The organism is Microbispora rosea, from assembly GCF_044460045.1.
In the GTDB taxonomy this organism is placed as follows: domain Bacteria; phylum Actinomycetota; class Actinomycetes; order Streptosporangiales; family Streptosporangiaceae; genus Microbispora; species Microbispora rosea.
Genome location: NZ_JBITJO010000006.1, coordinates 556,794 through 569,405, shown reverse-complemented (window position 1 = coordinate 569,405; position 12,612 = coordinate 556,794). Strand labels below are relative to the sequence as shown.

The 12,612-nt window shown below is 71.8% G+C and carries 13 protein-coding genes; 3 read left to right on the top strand and 10 right to left on the bottom strand.

Going from position 1 to position 12,612, the window contains the following annotated elements:
• The first annotated feature begins 496 nt into the window (after positions 1-496).
• Entirely contained in the window at positions 497-1,210 is a 714-nt protein-coding gene (locus ACIBK1_RS27465; protein WP_396738592.1) for a hypothetical protein, read from the top strand.
• Positions 1,211-1,369: 159 nt separating this feature from the next.
• Positions 1,370-3,076 (top strand): amidohydrolase, encoded by a 1,707-nt coding sequence (locus ACIBK1_RS27460; RefSeq protein WP_396738590.1) that lies wholly within the window; start codon positions 1,370-1,372, stop codon positions 3,074-3,076.
• 147 nt (positions 3,077-3,223) lie between these two features.
• Here the strand turns inward: ACIBK1_RS27460 and ACIBK1_RS27455 are convergent, their stop codons facing one another.
• The 10 genes from ACIBK1_RS27455 to ACIBK1_RS27410 all read right to left on the bottom strand — a co-directional run bounded on the left by ACIBK1_RS27455 (position 3,224) and on the right by ACIBK1_RS27410 (position 10,652).
• Positions 3,224-3,676 carry a VOC family protein gene (locus tag ACIBK1_RS27455; RefSeq protein ID WP_357321113.1) on the bottom strand — a complete coding sequence of 151 codons (453 nt, stop codon included), beginning with the start codon at positions 3,674-3,676 and terminating at the stop codon, positions 3,224-3,226.
• Positions 3,673-4,590, bottom strand: coding sequence for a helix-turn-helix domain-containing protein (locus tag ACIBK1_RS27450; protein WP_396738588.1), 918 nt, complete (start codon positions 4,588-4,590; stop codon positions 3,673-3,675). Before ACIBK1_RS27450 ends, ACIBK1_RS27455 begins: the two co-directional genes overlap by 4 nt.
• Before the next feature lie 89 nt (positions 4,591-4,679).
• Positions 4,680-4,967, bottom strand: coding sequence for an HPr family phosphocarrier protein (locus ACIBK1_RS27445; protein ID WP_030508309.1), 288 nt, complete (start codon positions 4,965-4,967; stop codon positions 4,680-4,682).
• 75 nt (positions 4,968-5,042) lie between these two features.
• Positions 5,043-6,083 carry a zinc-dependent dehydrogenase gene (locus ACIBK1_RS27440; protein WP_030508308.1) on the bottom strand — a complete coding sequence of 347 codons (1,041 nt, stop codon included), beginning with the start codon at positions 6,081-6,083 and terminating at the stop codon, positions 5,043-5,045.
• Positions 6,080-6,547 (bottom strand): PTS sugar transporter subunit IIA, encoded by a 468-nt coding sequence (locus ACIBK1_RS27435; RefSeq protein WP_076431713.1) that lies wholly within the window; start codon positions 6,545-6,547, stop codon positions 6,080-6,082. The genes ACIBK1_RS27440 and ACIBK1_RS27435 overlap by 4 nt, the downstream gene beginning before the upstream one ends.
• Positions 6,540-6,848 carry a PTS lactose transporter subunit IIB gene (locus ACIBK1_RS27430; protein WP_396738585.1) on the bottom strand — a complete coding sequence of 103 codons (309 nt, stop codon included), beginning with the start codon at positions 6,846-6,848 and terminating at the stop codon, positions 6,540-6,542. Before ACIBK1_RS27430 ends, ACIBK1_RS27435 begins: the two co-directional genes overlap by 8 nt.
• Before the next feature lie 4 nt (positions 6,849-6,852).
• The gene (mtlA, locus tag ACIBK1_RS27425; protein WP_396738583.1) at positions 6,853-8,055 is read right to left on the bottom strand and encodes a mannitol-specific PTS transporter subunit IIC; all 1,203 of its coding nucleotides are present in this window, start codon (positions 8,053-8,055) and stop codon (positions 6,853-6,855) included.
• A gap of 211 nt (positions 8,056-8,266) precedes the next feature.
• Positions 8,267-9,232 carry a 1-phosphofructokinase gene (gene pfkB, locus ACIBK1_RS27420; protein ID WP_036406665.1) on the bottom strand — a complete coding sequence of 322 codons (966 nt, stop codon included), beginning with the start codon at positions 9,230-9,232 and terminating at the stop codon, positions 8,267-8,269.
• Positions 9,229-9,990, bottom strand: coding sequence for a DeoR/GlpR family DNA-binding transcription regulator (locus ACIBK1_RS27415; RefSeq protein ID WP_030508303.1), 762 nt, complete (start codon positions 9,988-9,990; stop codon positions 9,229-9,231). The genes pfkB and ACIBK1_RS27415 overlap by 4 nt, the downstream gene beginning before the upstream one ends.
• A gap of 191 nt (positions 9,991-10,181) precedes the next feature.
• Positions 10,182-10,652: a MarR family winged helix-turn-helix transcriptional regulator gene (locus tag ACIBK1_RS27410; RefSeq protein WP_143734019.1), complete on the bottom strand. Its 471-nt coding sequence runs from the start codon at positions 10,650-10,652 to the stop codon at positions 10,182-10,184.
• Between the two features lie 86 nt (positions 10,653-10,738).
• On the opposite strand from ACIBK1_RS27410, the gene ACIBK1_RS27405 reads away from it, so the two are divergent.
• Entirely contained in the window at positions 10,739-12,334 is a 1,596-nt protein-coding gene (locus ACIBK1_RS27405; protein ID WP_396738581.1) for an FAD-dependent monooxygenase, read from the top strand.
• The last annotated feature ends 278 nt before the right edge of the window (positions 12,335-12,612 follow it).

Below are 12,612 nucleotides of genomic sequence, written 5' to 3'. Positions count from 1 at the left end.
TGATGCACGCCGCGGCGGAGGACACCGCCGCCGGCAGACTGGACGCCGGCGACGCCCCACGGGTCATCTCCGCGACGCTGCTCGCCGCCCTCACCGCGCCCGGCACGGCCGTACCCACACCCGCCCCGTAACCACCGCCGTCACCGGCCCGCCCCCGGCTCGCCCCGGGCCGCGCGAGCCGACGCCGCGAGCACGCCGCGCGGCATGGCCTCCGCCAGGGTGCCCTCTCAAGGCGCCGGACCTCCTCGCCACCGTGCCGCGACCGCGCACGCCTCTCAATATGGCAGCGATCGAGAGACTGCTAGCACCTAAGTCGTACATATAGGTACGACTTAGGTGCTAGCCTGAACTCGTACATGGGTGTACGAGTTATCGAATCGTGCGCACCTTCCACCGACTCGGCGGCGCACTCGGGGACGCCGCCCTGTCCACCGTCGCCGCCGGCCGCGCATCAGACGCGCACCCCCGCAATGCAACGAGATCCAGGAGAACGACGATGAGTAGCCACCGCTCGGCGCACGAGGGCGCCGGCACGACGACATCCGCCCGGCCCCTCCACCACCACGGCGCCGAGGACGGCACCCGGTATGTACGGGCGATGGTGAGGCTCACCGCGATGATCGGGGGCCCGTTCTTCCTGCTCACCGTCGTCCTGCACCCTGCCCGCGACGGACACGACATCGCGGCGGGCGCCCAGTGGTACGCCTTCACCCATTCCATGGAGGCCATCAGCCTGCTGATCCAGGCGACCTGCCTGGCCGGTGTCCTGGCTCTGGTCATGAACAGGTTCGGTCCGCGCGGACTCACCACGCTGTACACCGCCCTGGCCGGGACCATGCTCTGGTTCGGTCTGATCGTCTTCGACGGCGGCCACAACCCGGTGACCGCCAAGTACGCGCCCGACCTCGTGCACACCTCCAAGGACATCGACATCGAGGGCGGCATCATCGTGCTGGCCGCGAACATCGTCTTCCCGCTGGGATACGTCTTGCTCGCCCTGCTGCTCAACCGGTACGGACAACGGCTGACCGGCCTGCTCCTGGGATTCGGCGGCGTCGTCTACGCGATCGGCGGAACCGCGTCCCTGTTCGGCTTCGGACCGCACTCGATGATCACATCCGTCATCGAGATCACCGGCGCCGCCCCGTACGCGCTGGGTTACGTGCTGCTCGGCCGCACCTTCGGACGGGCCCGGCAACTCTCCACCTGACGCCCCGGTCGCGCCGGCCTCCCCGCCGGGTGACCGCCGCGCCGCGGCCCTACGAGAAGGACGCCGTCGTCGGGTCGCGTGCCGTTGGTGGGTGGTGAACGCCACCAAGCACTGAAGGAGGCGCCCATCGGAGACCGGCAGCGGAAGCACGGAGGACCAATGGACACGACCGTACTGGTCGGCGGCCGCATCATCACCTGCGACGAACGCGGCAGCATCGCCGAGGCCATCGCCATCCGCGACGGCCGGGTGCTGGCCGTGGGCGACAGCGACACCGTCCGCGCTCAGGCCGGAACCGGCGCCCGGGTGGCCGACCTCGGCGGCGGCATCGTCATCCCCGGTCTGATCGACACCCATCCGCATCTGATGCACTTCGGCGCGCTCGCGGAGCCGCTGGTCGACCTCACGGACGTGAGCTGCCACGAGGACATCGTGGCCCGGATCGCCGCCCGGGCGGCCGTGACCCCACCGGGTGAGTGGATCATGACCACTCCCGTCGGCGAACCGCACTACTTCATCCGCCGGTCCTATCGCGATCTCGTCGAGGGCGTCCTGCCGCACCGCGACGTCCTCGACCGCGCGGCGCCTCGGCATCCGGTGTTCATCCAGGCGTGGGCACCGGTGGTGCCGAACGTCTGCGCCATGAACAGCCTCGCGCTCGACCTGCTGGACATCGGCCACGCCACCCCGGATCGCGTCGGCGACGTCTGGATCGAGAAGGACGCGGCCGGCCGTCCGACCGGACGCCTGCACGGCTCGGTGACCAACTACTACTGCGACGACCCGTTCATGAACGGCCTGCTCCGCCGGCTTCCGCTGCTGCAGCCCGAGGCGATCATCCCCGGGACGCGGCGGGCGATGCGCGCCTTCAACGCCCTCGGCGTCACCGCCGTGTACGAGGCGCACCTGATGACCTTCTCGCTCATCGAGTTCTACCGGTCGCTGCGCGACCAGGACCAGCTCACTCTCAGGGTGCTGTGCGCCCCAGAGGCCGAGCCCTTCGGGGTGGTGTGGAGCGACCCGCTGCAACCTCCCGGCTATCGGGAGCGGCTGGACCGGGCTCGCGACCTCACCGACCGCTCGGATCACATGTTCCGCGTCGACGGCGTCACCGTCTCGCCGTACGGCCCGTGCTGGCCGGGATTCGCCCGCATGCGCGAGGCGTACCAGGACCCGTACGGCAGGCAGACCCGAGGCCGGTCCACCGTGAGCCTGGAAAAGGTCGGTCAGGCGATCCGGTACTGCCACGAGAAGGGGGTGCGCCTCAACATCGTCACCTCAGGCCAAGCCGAGACCGACGGCGTGCTCGGCCGGCTCGAAGAGCTCGGGCACGTGCCCCTCACCACCGACGGCCGGGCCTGGCTGCTGCAGCACTTCTCCTTCGCCGAACCCGACCTGGTGCGACGCGCCGCCGCCCTCGGCCTCGACATCACGACCACCATGTCGTTCTCCTGGGGCAAAGGAGAGCTCGTTCGCGAACGGTTCGGCGACCACCTGCTCCCCGACTTCATCCCGCTCGCCCGGCTCCTGGACTCCGGCCTGCACGTCGCCGCCGGCACCGACTGGGGACCCAAGAACGTCTTCGAACACATCGCTCTGGCCGTCGAACCCCGCTATGCCGCCGGCGGCAACGCCGCGGCGACCCCCGGTATCAGCCGCCGCCGGGCACTGGCCATGTGGACCAGCGAAGCCGCCCACGTCCTTCGCTGGGACGACATCGGATCGCTGCGACCCGGTAACCACGCCGACCTGGTCATCCTCGACCGCGACCCGCTCGCCTGCCCGCTCGACGAGCTTCCCGGCACACAGGTCGTCACCACCATGCTCGGCGGCAAGACCGTCACGGGGCCCGACCCCACGGAGTGACTCACCGCTCCTCTTCGCGGCGGCAGCGCGTTGCGACTCTCGTCATGCCGGGTCCGAGGGGGCAGAACGCCGTGGCGGTCGTGCCGCCCGCGGACCCGGCTGGGCTCATCACGGCCGAAGGAACCGCCGGGCCTTTCGCGGACGCCGCTATTCGCTGCCGCCGGCCGCCGAATGGGACGACGTCTCAAGGGCCGCCCTCCGCGGCTCGCCGCGGTAGGTGCCGAACGACCAGAGGTTGTCCTCCCGGTCGCGGACGACGAACTCGCGGGAGCCGTAGTCGGTGTCGTGCGGCTCCTGGACGATCCGCGCCCCCGCGGCGGTCGCCCGGGCGAACAACGCGTCGGGATCGTCGGTCACGGCGTACGCGCCGAACGAGCCGGGGGTGAGGCTCCACTTGTCGTCCGGCGTGTCCCGGACGCTGCCCAGCATGATCCCGCCGCCGTGCGGCCAGGAGAGCTGGGCGTGGTCGACGTGGTCGCCCTCGCCGTAGACGGCGGTCTCCTCGAAGCCGAACGCCTCGACGAGGAAGGCGATCAGGGCGCGTGCGTCCCTGGCCCGCAGCGTGGGCCATACCTGCGGTGCTGGTGTGGTGTCGTTCATGCCACCGAGTCTGGCGAGCCGTCCCCCAGGCCGGCTTGGACGTTTCGGAACAGCTCGCTGCCGTGGCCGCCCTCATCGGCCAGCCAGCGACTGGGCGAGCACCCGGCGAACGCGCCGAACTCGCGGGCGAGATGCGCCTGGTCGTAGAACCCGCACTCGACCGCCGCGTCGGCCAGCGTGAGCCGCCGTCCGGACGCCGCCGCCCCCTGCAGCAGACGGCGGACCCGGTCGAACCGCACGACCCGCGCCGCCTCCTTGGGGGACAGGCCGATCTCCTCCCGGAACCGGCCGTTGAGGTGCCTGGTGCTCCATCCCGTCTCGTGGGCGAGACCGGACACGGTGACCCGCCCGCCGGCGGTCAGCATCCGCCGCCACGCGCGCGCCACCTCGGCCGGGTGTGCCCGGGTGGGGCGGGCGTGCCGGGACAGGACCGAGTCGAGGACGGCGAAGCGCTCGTCCCAGCCCCGCGCCGCAAGCAGGCGCTCGCGCAGCTCGCCCGCCAGCCGGCCGAGCACCTCGGCGCCGTCCAGGTCGAGGCCGGACAGCTCCCCGGCGGGCAGCCCGAGCAGGGCCCGCGCACCGAGCGGCGTCAGCGCGAGCTGCACGCCCGACTGCCGCCCGTCGTGCGTGATCAGTGCGGGGCTGGTGTGCAGCCCGCCGACCAGCGTGTCGTACGACCCGGGAGGGGTGCGCGGATCGGGGTGCGCCGCGACGACGAGCGGATCGTCGAGCGTGACGATCATCGTCAGGTAGGGCGACGGCAGGCCGCGGTGCGTGGCCGGCGGAACCCCGGCCTCGCGGTAGCCGCTGTACCACGCGACCAGCGGACGCAGCGCGGGAGCGGGCCGCCGGTGCAGGTAGCGTGCCTCGTCGCGCTCGTCTTGCTTGCCCGCAGTCCGCCGTGTCGCCGCCATCGGCCGGTCCTCCTTCCCGCCCTCCCAGTCTCCACGAAGGAGCGCACGGCGGCCATCGTCGCGGCGGTTCCCGTGTCCGCGGCCGGCGGTCAGGCGGCCCCTTCGGCCCCTTCGGCGTCCAGGTCGCGGGACAGCAGGTCCGCGAGGGCGGCGAGGGCCTCGTCCGCCCCCGGGCCCTCGGCCTCCAGGGTGACCTCGGTGCCGTGCCCGGCGCCGAGGGTCAGCACGCCCAGCATGCTGTTAGCGGGGACGGCCTTCCCGCCGCCCACACGGATGCGCACGGGCACCGTCTGCCGCGCCGCCGCCTCGACGAAGATCTTGGCGGGTCGGGCGTGCAGGCCGGAGCGCGAGGCGACCGCCACTGTCCTTTCCGGCATCGCGTTCCTCTCAGGGCTCGGTTGACGAGCTCGATCTCAGGGCTCGGTCTCAGGGCTTGATCTCAGAGTTCGATTTCAGGGCTCGATGGTGACCTTGATGGCGGCGCCGCGGGCGACGACGTCGATGGCGTCCATGACCTCGTCCAGGCCGAGGCGATGGGTGATCAGGTCGGCGACCGGCACCGCCCCCTCGGCGATGAGCCGCAGGGCGCGGGCGTTGTGCGCGGGGCTCGACCCGTTGGCACCGACGATGGTGAGCTCCCGGTAGTGCACCAGGTTGGAGTCGCAGGCGATGATCGGGTCGTCCTTCGGCAGTCCGCCGAAGAAGCTGATCCGGCCCTGCCGCGCCGCCATCTGCAACGCCTGCTGCTGGGCCGCACCGGAGGCCGCCGCCGTGATCACCACGTCGGCGCCCCGGCCCCCGGTGAGCTTGAGCACCTCGTCCACGAGGTCGGTCTCGCCGGAGCAGATCGCCGCGTCCGGCCGCACGAGGTCGGCCGCCATCGTGAGGCGTTCGGCGTTCAGGTCGGCGAGGAACACCCGGGCCGCGCCGCGCGAGCGGGCCAGCCGCACGTGCAGGCAGCCGATCGGGCCCGAGCCGACGACGACCACGTCGTCGCCCTCGCCGACGCGGGCCAGCTCCTGCCCGTTGAGCACGCACGCGAGCGGCTCGGCGAGGGACGCCTCGGCGAACCCGACCCCGTCGGGGATGCGGTTGAGCCCGTCCACGGCGAGCACCTTGGCCGGCACGACCATGTACTGCGCGAAGCCGCCGTCGTAGTGGTAGCCCATCGACTCCTGGTTGGGGCAGACCGTGAGGTGACCCCGGCGGCACTCCTCGCACGTGCCGCACGGGATCGCGGCGATCACCTGCACCCGGTCGCCCGGGCTCCAGCCGGTGACGCCCTCGCCGAGCTCCACGATCTCCCCGGCGATCTCGTGGCCCATCACCCGGGGCGGCCTGATGTGGTGATGTCCGAACCGATAGATCTTCACGTCCGTGCCGCACGTCGAGCAGTTGCGTACGCGGATCTTGACCTCGCCGGGGCGGGCGACGGGCTCGGGAACCTCCTCCAGGCGGATGTCCCCGGGAGCATGGAAACGGGCGACTTTCACTCGGAGTCTTCCTCTCCGTCCGGTTGCAGCAGATGGATGACCTCGTCGACCTCGGTGGCCCCGCGCAGGGCCGCGGCGCGGTCCGGGTCGAGCAGGATCTGGGCGAGCTCCGACAGCAGCCGCAGATGGCCGTCCCCGCGGGCCGCGATGCCGACGCACACCGTCACCTGCTCGCCGTGCCAGTCGACGCCGTCGGGGAAGCGCAGCACGCAGAGGGCGTCGTGGCGGACCGCCTCCTTCGAGGTCAGCGTGCCGTGAGGGATCGCGACGCCCTCGCCGACGTACGTGGAGATCGACCGCTCGCGTTCGAGCATGGCCTCGGTGTAGCTCCCGTCGACCGCGCCGACCTCTTGGAGGACCGCGCCGCACTGCCGGATGGCGTCCTCGACGTCCGTCGCGGTCGCGGCCGTCCGTACGGCGCGGGGATCGAGGGGGAGCGGGGCCGTGCCGGCCCGGTCAGCCATCGATCGTGCCCCCGTTCTTGATGGCGGTGACGACCCGCGCCACGGCCGGGTCGCCGATGAAGACCTGGAACGGCACGAGCACGACGCCGGGGGCGCTCGCCCTGGCCCGGTCGGCCAGCCCGGTGTGGCACACGATCACGTCGGCGTCCCCGGGGATCGAGTTGACCGGGGTGTGCTCCACGCTGACCGTGGTGCCCTTGAGCTGCTTGCGCAGCGTGCTCGCCAGCATGACGCTGCTGCCCATGCCCGCGTCGCAGGCCACGATGAGCTTGCGGACGTCCTTGCCCTCGATGCTGGCCACGGTTCTACGCCTCCTTGGTGGCGGGCACGCTCTCGGCCGCCGTCTCGCCGGTTGTGTCGCGGTTCTCGCCGCTCGTGATGGTGGTGTCGTTCGTGTTCGTGTCGTTCGGGGTCGAGTCGTTCGGGGTCGCGCCCTGCGCCGGGTCGTCCGCCTGGTCGCCGTTCGCGCGGCCGAAGCCCAGCAGCGCGGCGGCGACGGCGAAGGAGACGGCCGTCGCGATCACGATCCCGGCGATCACACCGAACCAGCCGCCCTTCGGGGTCACGGCCATGTAGGCGAAGATGCTGCCCGGCGACGGCGTCGCGACCAGGCCCGCCCCGGTGACCAGGAAGGTGAGCACGCCCGAGGCGCCGCCGGCGATCACCGCGAGGATCAGCCGCGGCTTCATCAGCACGTACGGGAAGTAGATCTCGTGGATGCCGCCGAAGAAGTGGATGATCATCGCGGCCGGAGTGCTGGGACGCAGCGACCTCGGGCCGAACAGCAGGTAGGCGATCAGCAGGCCGAGGCCCGGGCCGGGGTTGGACTCCAGCATGAACAGGATCGACTTGCCGTGCTTGACCGACTCGGCGACGCCCAGCGGCCCGAGCACGCCGTGGTTGATCGCGTTGTTGAGGAACAGCACCTTGGCCGGCTCGATGATGACCGAGGCGATCGGCAGGAGCGAGTGGCTGATGAGCCACTCGACGCCGCTGCCCGCCACCTCGGTGACCTTCTCCACGATCGGGCCGATGGCGAGGACACCGGCGATCGCCATGACGGCGCCGACGATGCCGGCGGTGAAGTTGTCGACCAGCATCTCGAAGCCGGCCTTGGTCCGTTCGGCGGTGAACCGGTCGACGTACTTGAGGATCAGCGCGGCCAGCGGGCCGATGATCATCGCGCCGAGGAACATCGGAACGTCCGCCCCGACGACCACGCCCATCGTGGCGACGGCGCCGACGACCGCGCCGCGCTGGGCGTGGACCATCCGGCCACCGGTGTAGCCGATGAGCACCGGAAGGAGGGTGCTGATTATCGGGCCGACGAGCTCGGCGAGTGTCTTGTTCGGCAGCCACCCGGTCGGGATGAACAGGGCCGTGATGAGGCCCCAGGCGATGAAGGCGCCGATGTTGGGCATGATCATCCCGGCGAGATGGCCGCCGAAGCGCTGGATCGTGGCCCGCACACCGGTGCCGGTGACAGTGGGGGTATAGGGCGTGGCCATTGACGTGCTCCTTTGGGGGGCGACCGGCCTGGCTGGCCGGGTTGTGAGGGGGGTGGACCGCTGTCATCCCCCGGGTTATGAGCGAGCGGACCGGATGTGTCGTGTGACGCGGAGCGGACGGAGCGGATGAAGCGTTCGAGCCGGAGCGGGTGAGTCCGAGCCGACAGCGGGCTGGGGGAGGGCGAGTGAGCCGGCGGGCGCCGTGTGGGGCTCACACGCCCCCGGGCGCCGGGCGCGGAGGTGGCGTGAGCGGCCGGGCCGGGTCGGGCGGACCGATCCGGACGTTGGTGCGATCGATGTCGGCCGGGCCGGGCATCCGGCTGCCGGGCAGCCCCACGGCGGCACCGGCCCAGGCGAGGCCCTCGGCGAGGGCCGTCGCGCCGCGGGCCCCCGCGGCGAGAAAGCCCGCCAGCAGGGCGTCGCCCGCGCCCACGCTGCTGCGCGGCTCCTCGACCGCGCATTCGCCGTACCAGACCTGGTCGTCGTGCTCCACCAGCAGCGCGCCGTCCGTCCCGAGGCTGGTCAGGACCGACCGCGCGCCCATGGCGCGCAACTTGCCGACCGCGTCGAGCACGTCGCCGACACAGGCGATCGACGTGCCGGTCGCCTCGGCCAGCTCGTCACGGTTCGGCTTGATCAGCGCGGGGCCGGCGTTCACCGCGGACACGAGGGCGGGGCCGCTGGTGTCGACCGCCAGATTGATGCCGGCCTCGGCGAACCGGCGGCACAGCCCGGCGTAGACGTCCACCGGCACACCGGGCGGGAGGCTGCCCGAGGCGACCACCCAGTCGGCCGACCGGGCGGCGTCGAGCACGGCGCCCGCCAGCGTGTCGAGCTCGGCGGGGGTCAGCGCGGTGCCCGGCTCGTTGACCTTGGTGACGGTGCCGTCGGGCTCGGCGATCGCGACGTTGGACCTGGTGGGGCCCTCGACCGGCACGGGGATCATGTCGATGCCCTCCGCCGACAGCAGGTCGAGGAGCCGGCGCCCCTCGCTGCCGCCGTACGGGATGACCGCGCACGACCGTACGTCGTTGGCCAGCAGGGCCCGCGACACGTTGACGCCCTTGCCGCCGGGGTCGAGGTGGGTGGCGGCCGCCCGGATGACGGCACCGCGGGTGAGCTCGCCGACCTCGATCGTGCGGTCGAGGCTGGGGTTGAGGGTCAGGGTGAGGATCACGCCCGGACCACCTCCGGCCCGGCGGCGGCCAGCGCGGCGGCCTGGTCGGGGTCGAGCCCGGTGTCGGTGATGACGACGTCGATCTCGCCGAGCGTGGCGAAGCGCGCCAGATAGGTGCCGGAGAACTTGGTGTGATCGGCCAGCAGGACGGCGCGGTCGGCGCAGGCGATCATCGCCCGCTTGATCGCCGCCTCGGCCGGATCGGGGGTGGTCAGGCCCTTGGCCACCGAGCAGCCGTTGGTGGCCATGAAGGCCACGTCCACGTTGAGCTGTGACAACTGCTGGATGGCCCAGTCCTCCACGGTCGCCAGCGTCCGGCCGCGCACCCGGCCGCCCAGCATGAGCACGGTCAGGTTGGGGCGGGCCGCCAGCACCGTGGCCAGCGGAGGCGAGTTCACGACGACGGTGAGCTCGCGGTCCGGAGGGAGGGCCTGCACGAGCCGGCTCGTCGTGGAGCCCGCGTCGATGACCACGGAGCCGTCCTCGGGGAGTTCGGCCAGGGCGGCCTTGGCGATGCGCTCCTTCTCGGCCGTCAGCACCTCGTCCCTGGCGGCCAGTGCGGGCTCGAACCCCAGGCGCTCGACCGGGATCGCGCCGCCGTGCACGCGCCGCAGGACGCCCGCGCGCTCCAGTGCGGTCAGGTCGCGGCGGATCGTCTCCGTCGTGACGCCGAACCGCTCGGCCAGCGTCACCACGTCGACCCGGCCGGCGTCGCGGGCCGCCCGCAGGATCTCCTGCTGCCGCTCCTCGGCGTACATCGTGTTGGTTCACCGCCGTTTCAATGTTGTTTCGTATGTGTTTATACCTGCCTGTGTTGGAGGGTCAAGGGCAGTCAACGTAACGAAACGGACACCCGGCGTTGTGAGGAGGGGTGGGGGCGCCTGGTCCACCATGTCCGCGAAGGCCGGTCGGCCCGCGCGGCGCGAACCGGCCGGCGTCGCCGCAGTGGTCAGTCGCGGGGACGCGCGATGAGCGCGGCCGTCACCTGGTGCGCCCGCGCGTTGAGGCGGCGGACGAAATCGACGAACTTCTCCAGTTGGTCGTCGTCGTAGTCGGAGACGACCGCCAGGAACTCCGCCTCCATGGTGCTGAAGATCTCCTCCAGTGCCGCCTCGTGTCGTCCGGTCGAGTGGATCAGCACCTTGCGGCGGTCGAGGGTGTCCCGGCGCCGTTCGACGAAGCCGCCGCGTTCGAGCCGGTCGACCACCGACGTGACGGCCGACGTGCTCAGGCCGGTGAGCTCGGCCAGCCGTCCCGCCGTCAGCTCCGGCTCGTGGCGGGCCAGATCGAGGCACTTCAAATCGGTCGGGCCGAGGCCGAAGCGGTCCGCGATCGCCTGATGCAGCACGAGTCCGCGGCCGGCGTTCTCGCGCATCGCCTCCATGAGGGATCGGAGGGCCTTGGATCGGTGGGTTGACACGAGCGCTCCACATCGTTCATAAGTAGATATCTCGATTAGTCGAGATTTCCCAACAGTCGGACGAATCTTATCGTGAGGGGCCGATCATGACTATGGAGTCCGTACCCGTCCTCGTCGTCGGAGCGGGTCTGGCCGGGCTGTCCACCGCGATGTTCCTCGGTCTGCACGGGGTGTCCGCGCTCGTCGTGGAACGCCATGCGGGACTGTCGACCCAGCCGAAGGCGCGGGGCCAGATGCCTCCGACGATGGAGGCGCTCGCCACGGCCGGTGTGGCCGGACGGTTCCTGGAGGCCGCGCCGCCCGGGGGGACCGAGAGCATCATCGTGATCGCCGAAAGCGTCACCGGCAGGGTCCTGCACGACTTCGTGCAGACCGCGCCGGACTTATCCGCCTTATCCGCTGCTCCCATGGCCGCGACAAGTCAGGAACGGGCGGAGCGCATCCTCGCCGGCAGGGCCGTCCAACTGGGAGCCGAGATCAGGTTCTCCACCACCCTGGAGTCGTTCCGGCAGGAGGAGGACGCGGTCGTCGCCACGCTCCTCGACACCGCCGGCGGGCGGCGGCGGACGGTGACCTCCCGCTTCCTGGTCGGCGCGGACGGCCACAAGGGCACGATCAGGGACGCCGCCGGCATCGCGGCGCACGGGCGGACCTCGCCCCGGCCCGCCCGGACGATGTTCCTGCAGTTCGAGGCCGATCTCGACGTCACGCTCAAGGGAGCAGCCTTCGGCCTGTTCTACCTCCGCAACCCCGCCCTGCCTGGCGGGTCGGTCACCGTGGTCACCACCGATCACCCCGGCAGGTACGTCGTGAGCTGTGTGTTCGGCCCGGATGAGGAACCCGATCGGGACGGGCTCACCGAGATGATCCGCATCGCCTGCGGCGTGCCGGACCTGGACGTGACGATCGTGGACGCGGCGTGGTCCTCCTCGGGCGAGCATGTCACCCGCATCGCCGACGTTTTCCACTCCGGGCGGGTCCTCCTCGCGGGTGACGCCGCCCACCTGATGCCGCCGACCGGCGGGCAGGGCGGCAACACCGCCGTCATGGACGGGTATCACCTCGCCTGGAGGCTCGCGTACGCGCTGGCCGGTGTCGCGGGTCCCGGGCTGGTCGCCTCCTACGACGCCGAGCGCCGCCCGTACGCCGACGCCCTCGCCGAGCAGCAGTACGCGAACATGATTCAGCGGCAGACGCCGCATCTGCGCGACGACACGGTCGCGGAGATCATGGATCCCGCGGTCGGGCTGTTCGGGTACGTCTGCCCGTCGGGGGCGTTCGTCCGCGAACCGGGCGAGGAGCGCCCGCTCTTCGAGGATCCGGCCGCGCCCTCGGGACGTCCGGGGACCCGGGCGCCCCATGTGCGGCTCAGCCGGGAGGGCACGCCGATCTCGGCCCGCGATCTGTTCGGCACCGGGTTCACGGTGCTCGCCGGCGCCGGGGGAGGGGCCTGGGAGAAGGCGGCGGCCGAGGCCGCGCGGACTCTGCGCGTCCCCGTCGAGACGTACGTCGTCGGCGCCGGGCCGGTGCTCGGCGACCCGGACGGCCGGTTCCCCACCGCGTACGGGATCACCTCGACCGGGGCCGTGCTCGTACGGCCGGACGGGATCATCGCCTGGCGGTCGCCCACTGAGGCCGGCCTCGTGGAGCTGGAAGGCGTGCTGTGCAGAGTCCTCGCGTGAGCGGCTAGGGTGCTGGGCTCGTGAGATCGCGCGGGGAGGTGCCGATGCGCCCGTCGGGGCAGGAATGGGCGAAGGTGCGGCGACGCCTGGACGGGCACCGGCACGAGCTGGCCGTCGCGGCGGATCGGCTCTACCCCGGGCCGGCCAGGGCCGGATCGACGCGTCTGCTCACCCGGGACGGCTGGACTGCGACCCCATGGACCCTGGCCACGCCGCTCGACCTGCGTGAGGTGCGGCTCGGCTGGGTGGAGGACGCTCCCGCGCCCACTGTCACGGGC

What these genes read in the sequence shown, in the direction of transcription:
- ACIBK1_RS27465 (WP_396738592.1), top strand. Translation starts at nt 497, where the DNA reads ATGAGTAGCCACCGCTCGGCGCACGAGGGCGCCGGCACGACGACATCC.
- ACIBK1_RS27460 (WP_396738590.1), top strand. Translation starts at nt 1,370, where the DNA reads ATGGACACGACCGTACTGGTCGGCGGCCGCATCATCACCTGCGACGAA.
- ACIBK1_RS27455 (WP_357321113.1), bottom strand. Translation starts at nt 3,676, where the DNA reads ATGAACGACACCACACCAGCACCGCAGGTATGGCCCACGCTGCGGGCC.
- ACIBK1_RS27450 (WP_396738588.1), bottom strand. Translation starts at nt 4,590, where the DNA reads ATGGCGGCGACACGGCGGACTGCGGGCAAGCAAGACGAGCGCGACGAG.
- ACIBK1_RS27445 (WP_030508309.1), bottom strand. Translation starts at nt 4,967, where the DNA reads ATGCCGGAAAGGACAGTGGCGGTCGCCTCGCGCTCCGGCCTGCACGCC.
- ACIBK1_RS27435 (WP_076431713.1), bottom strand. Translation starts at nt 6,547, where the DNA reads ATGGCTGACCGGGCCGGCACGGCCCCGCTCCCCCTCGATCCCCGCGCC.
- mtlA (WP_396738583.1), bottom strand. Translation starts at nt 8,055, where the DNA reads ATGGCCACGCCCTATACCCCCACTGTCACCGGCACCGGTGTGCGGGCC.
- ACIBK1_RS27415 (WP_030508303.1), bottom strand. Translation starts at nt 9,990, where the DNA reads ATGTACGCCGAGGAGCGGCAGCAGGAGATCCTGCGGGCGGCCCGCGAC.
- ACIBK1_RS27405 (WP_396738581.1), top strand. Translation starts at nt 10,739, where the DNA reads ATGACTATGGAGTCCGTACCCGTCCTCGTCGTCGGAGCGGGTCTGGCC.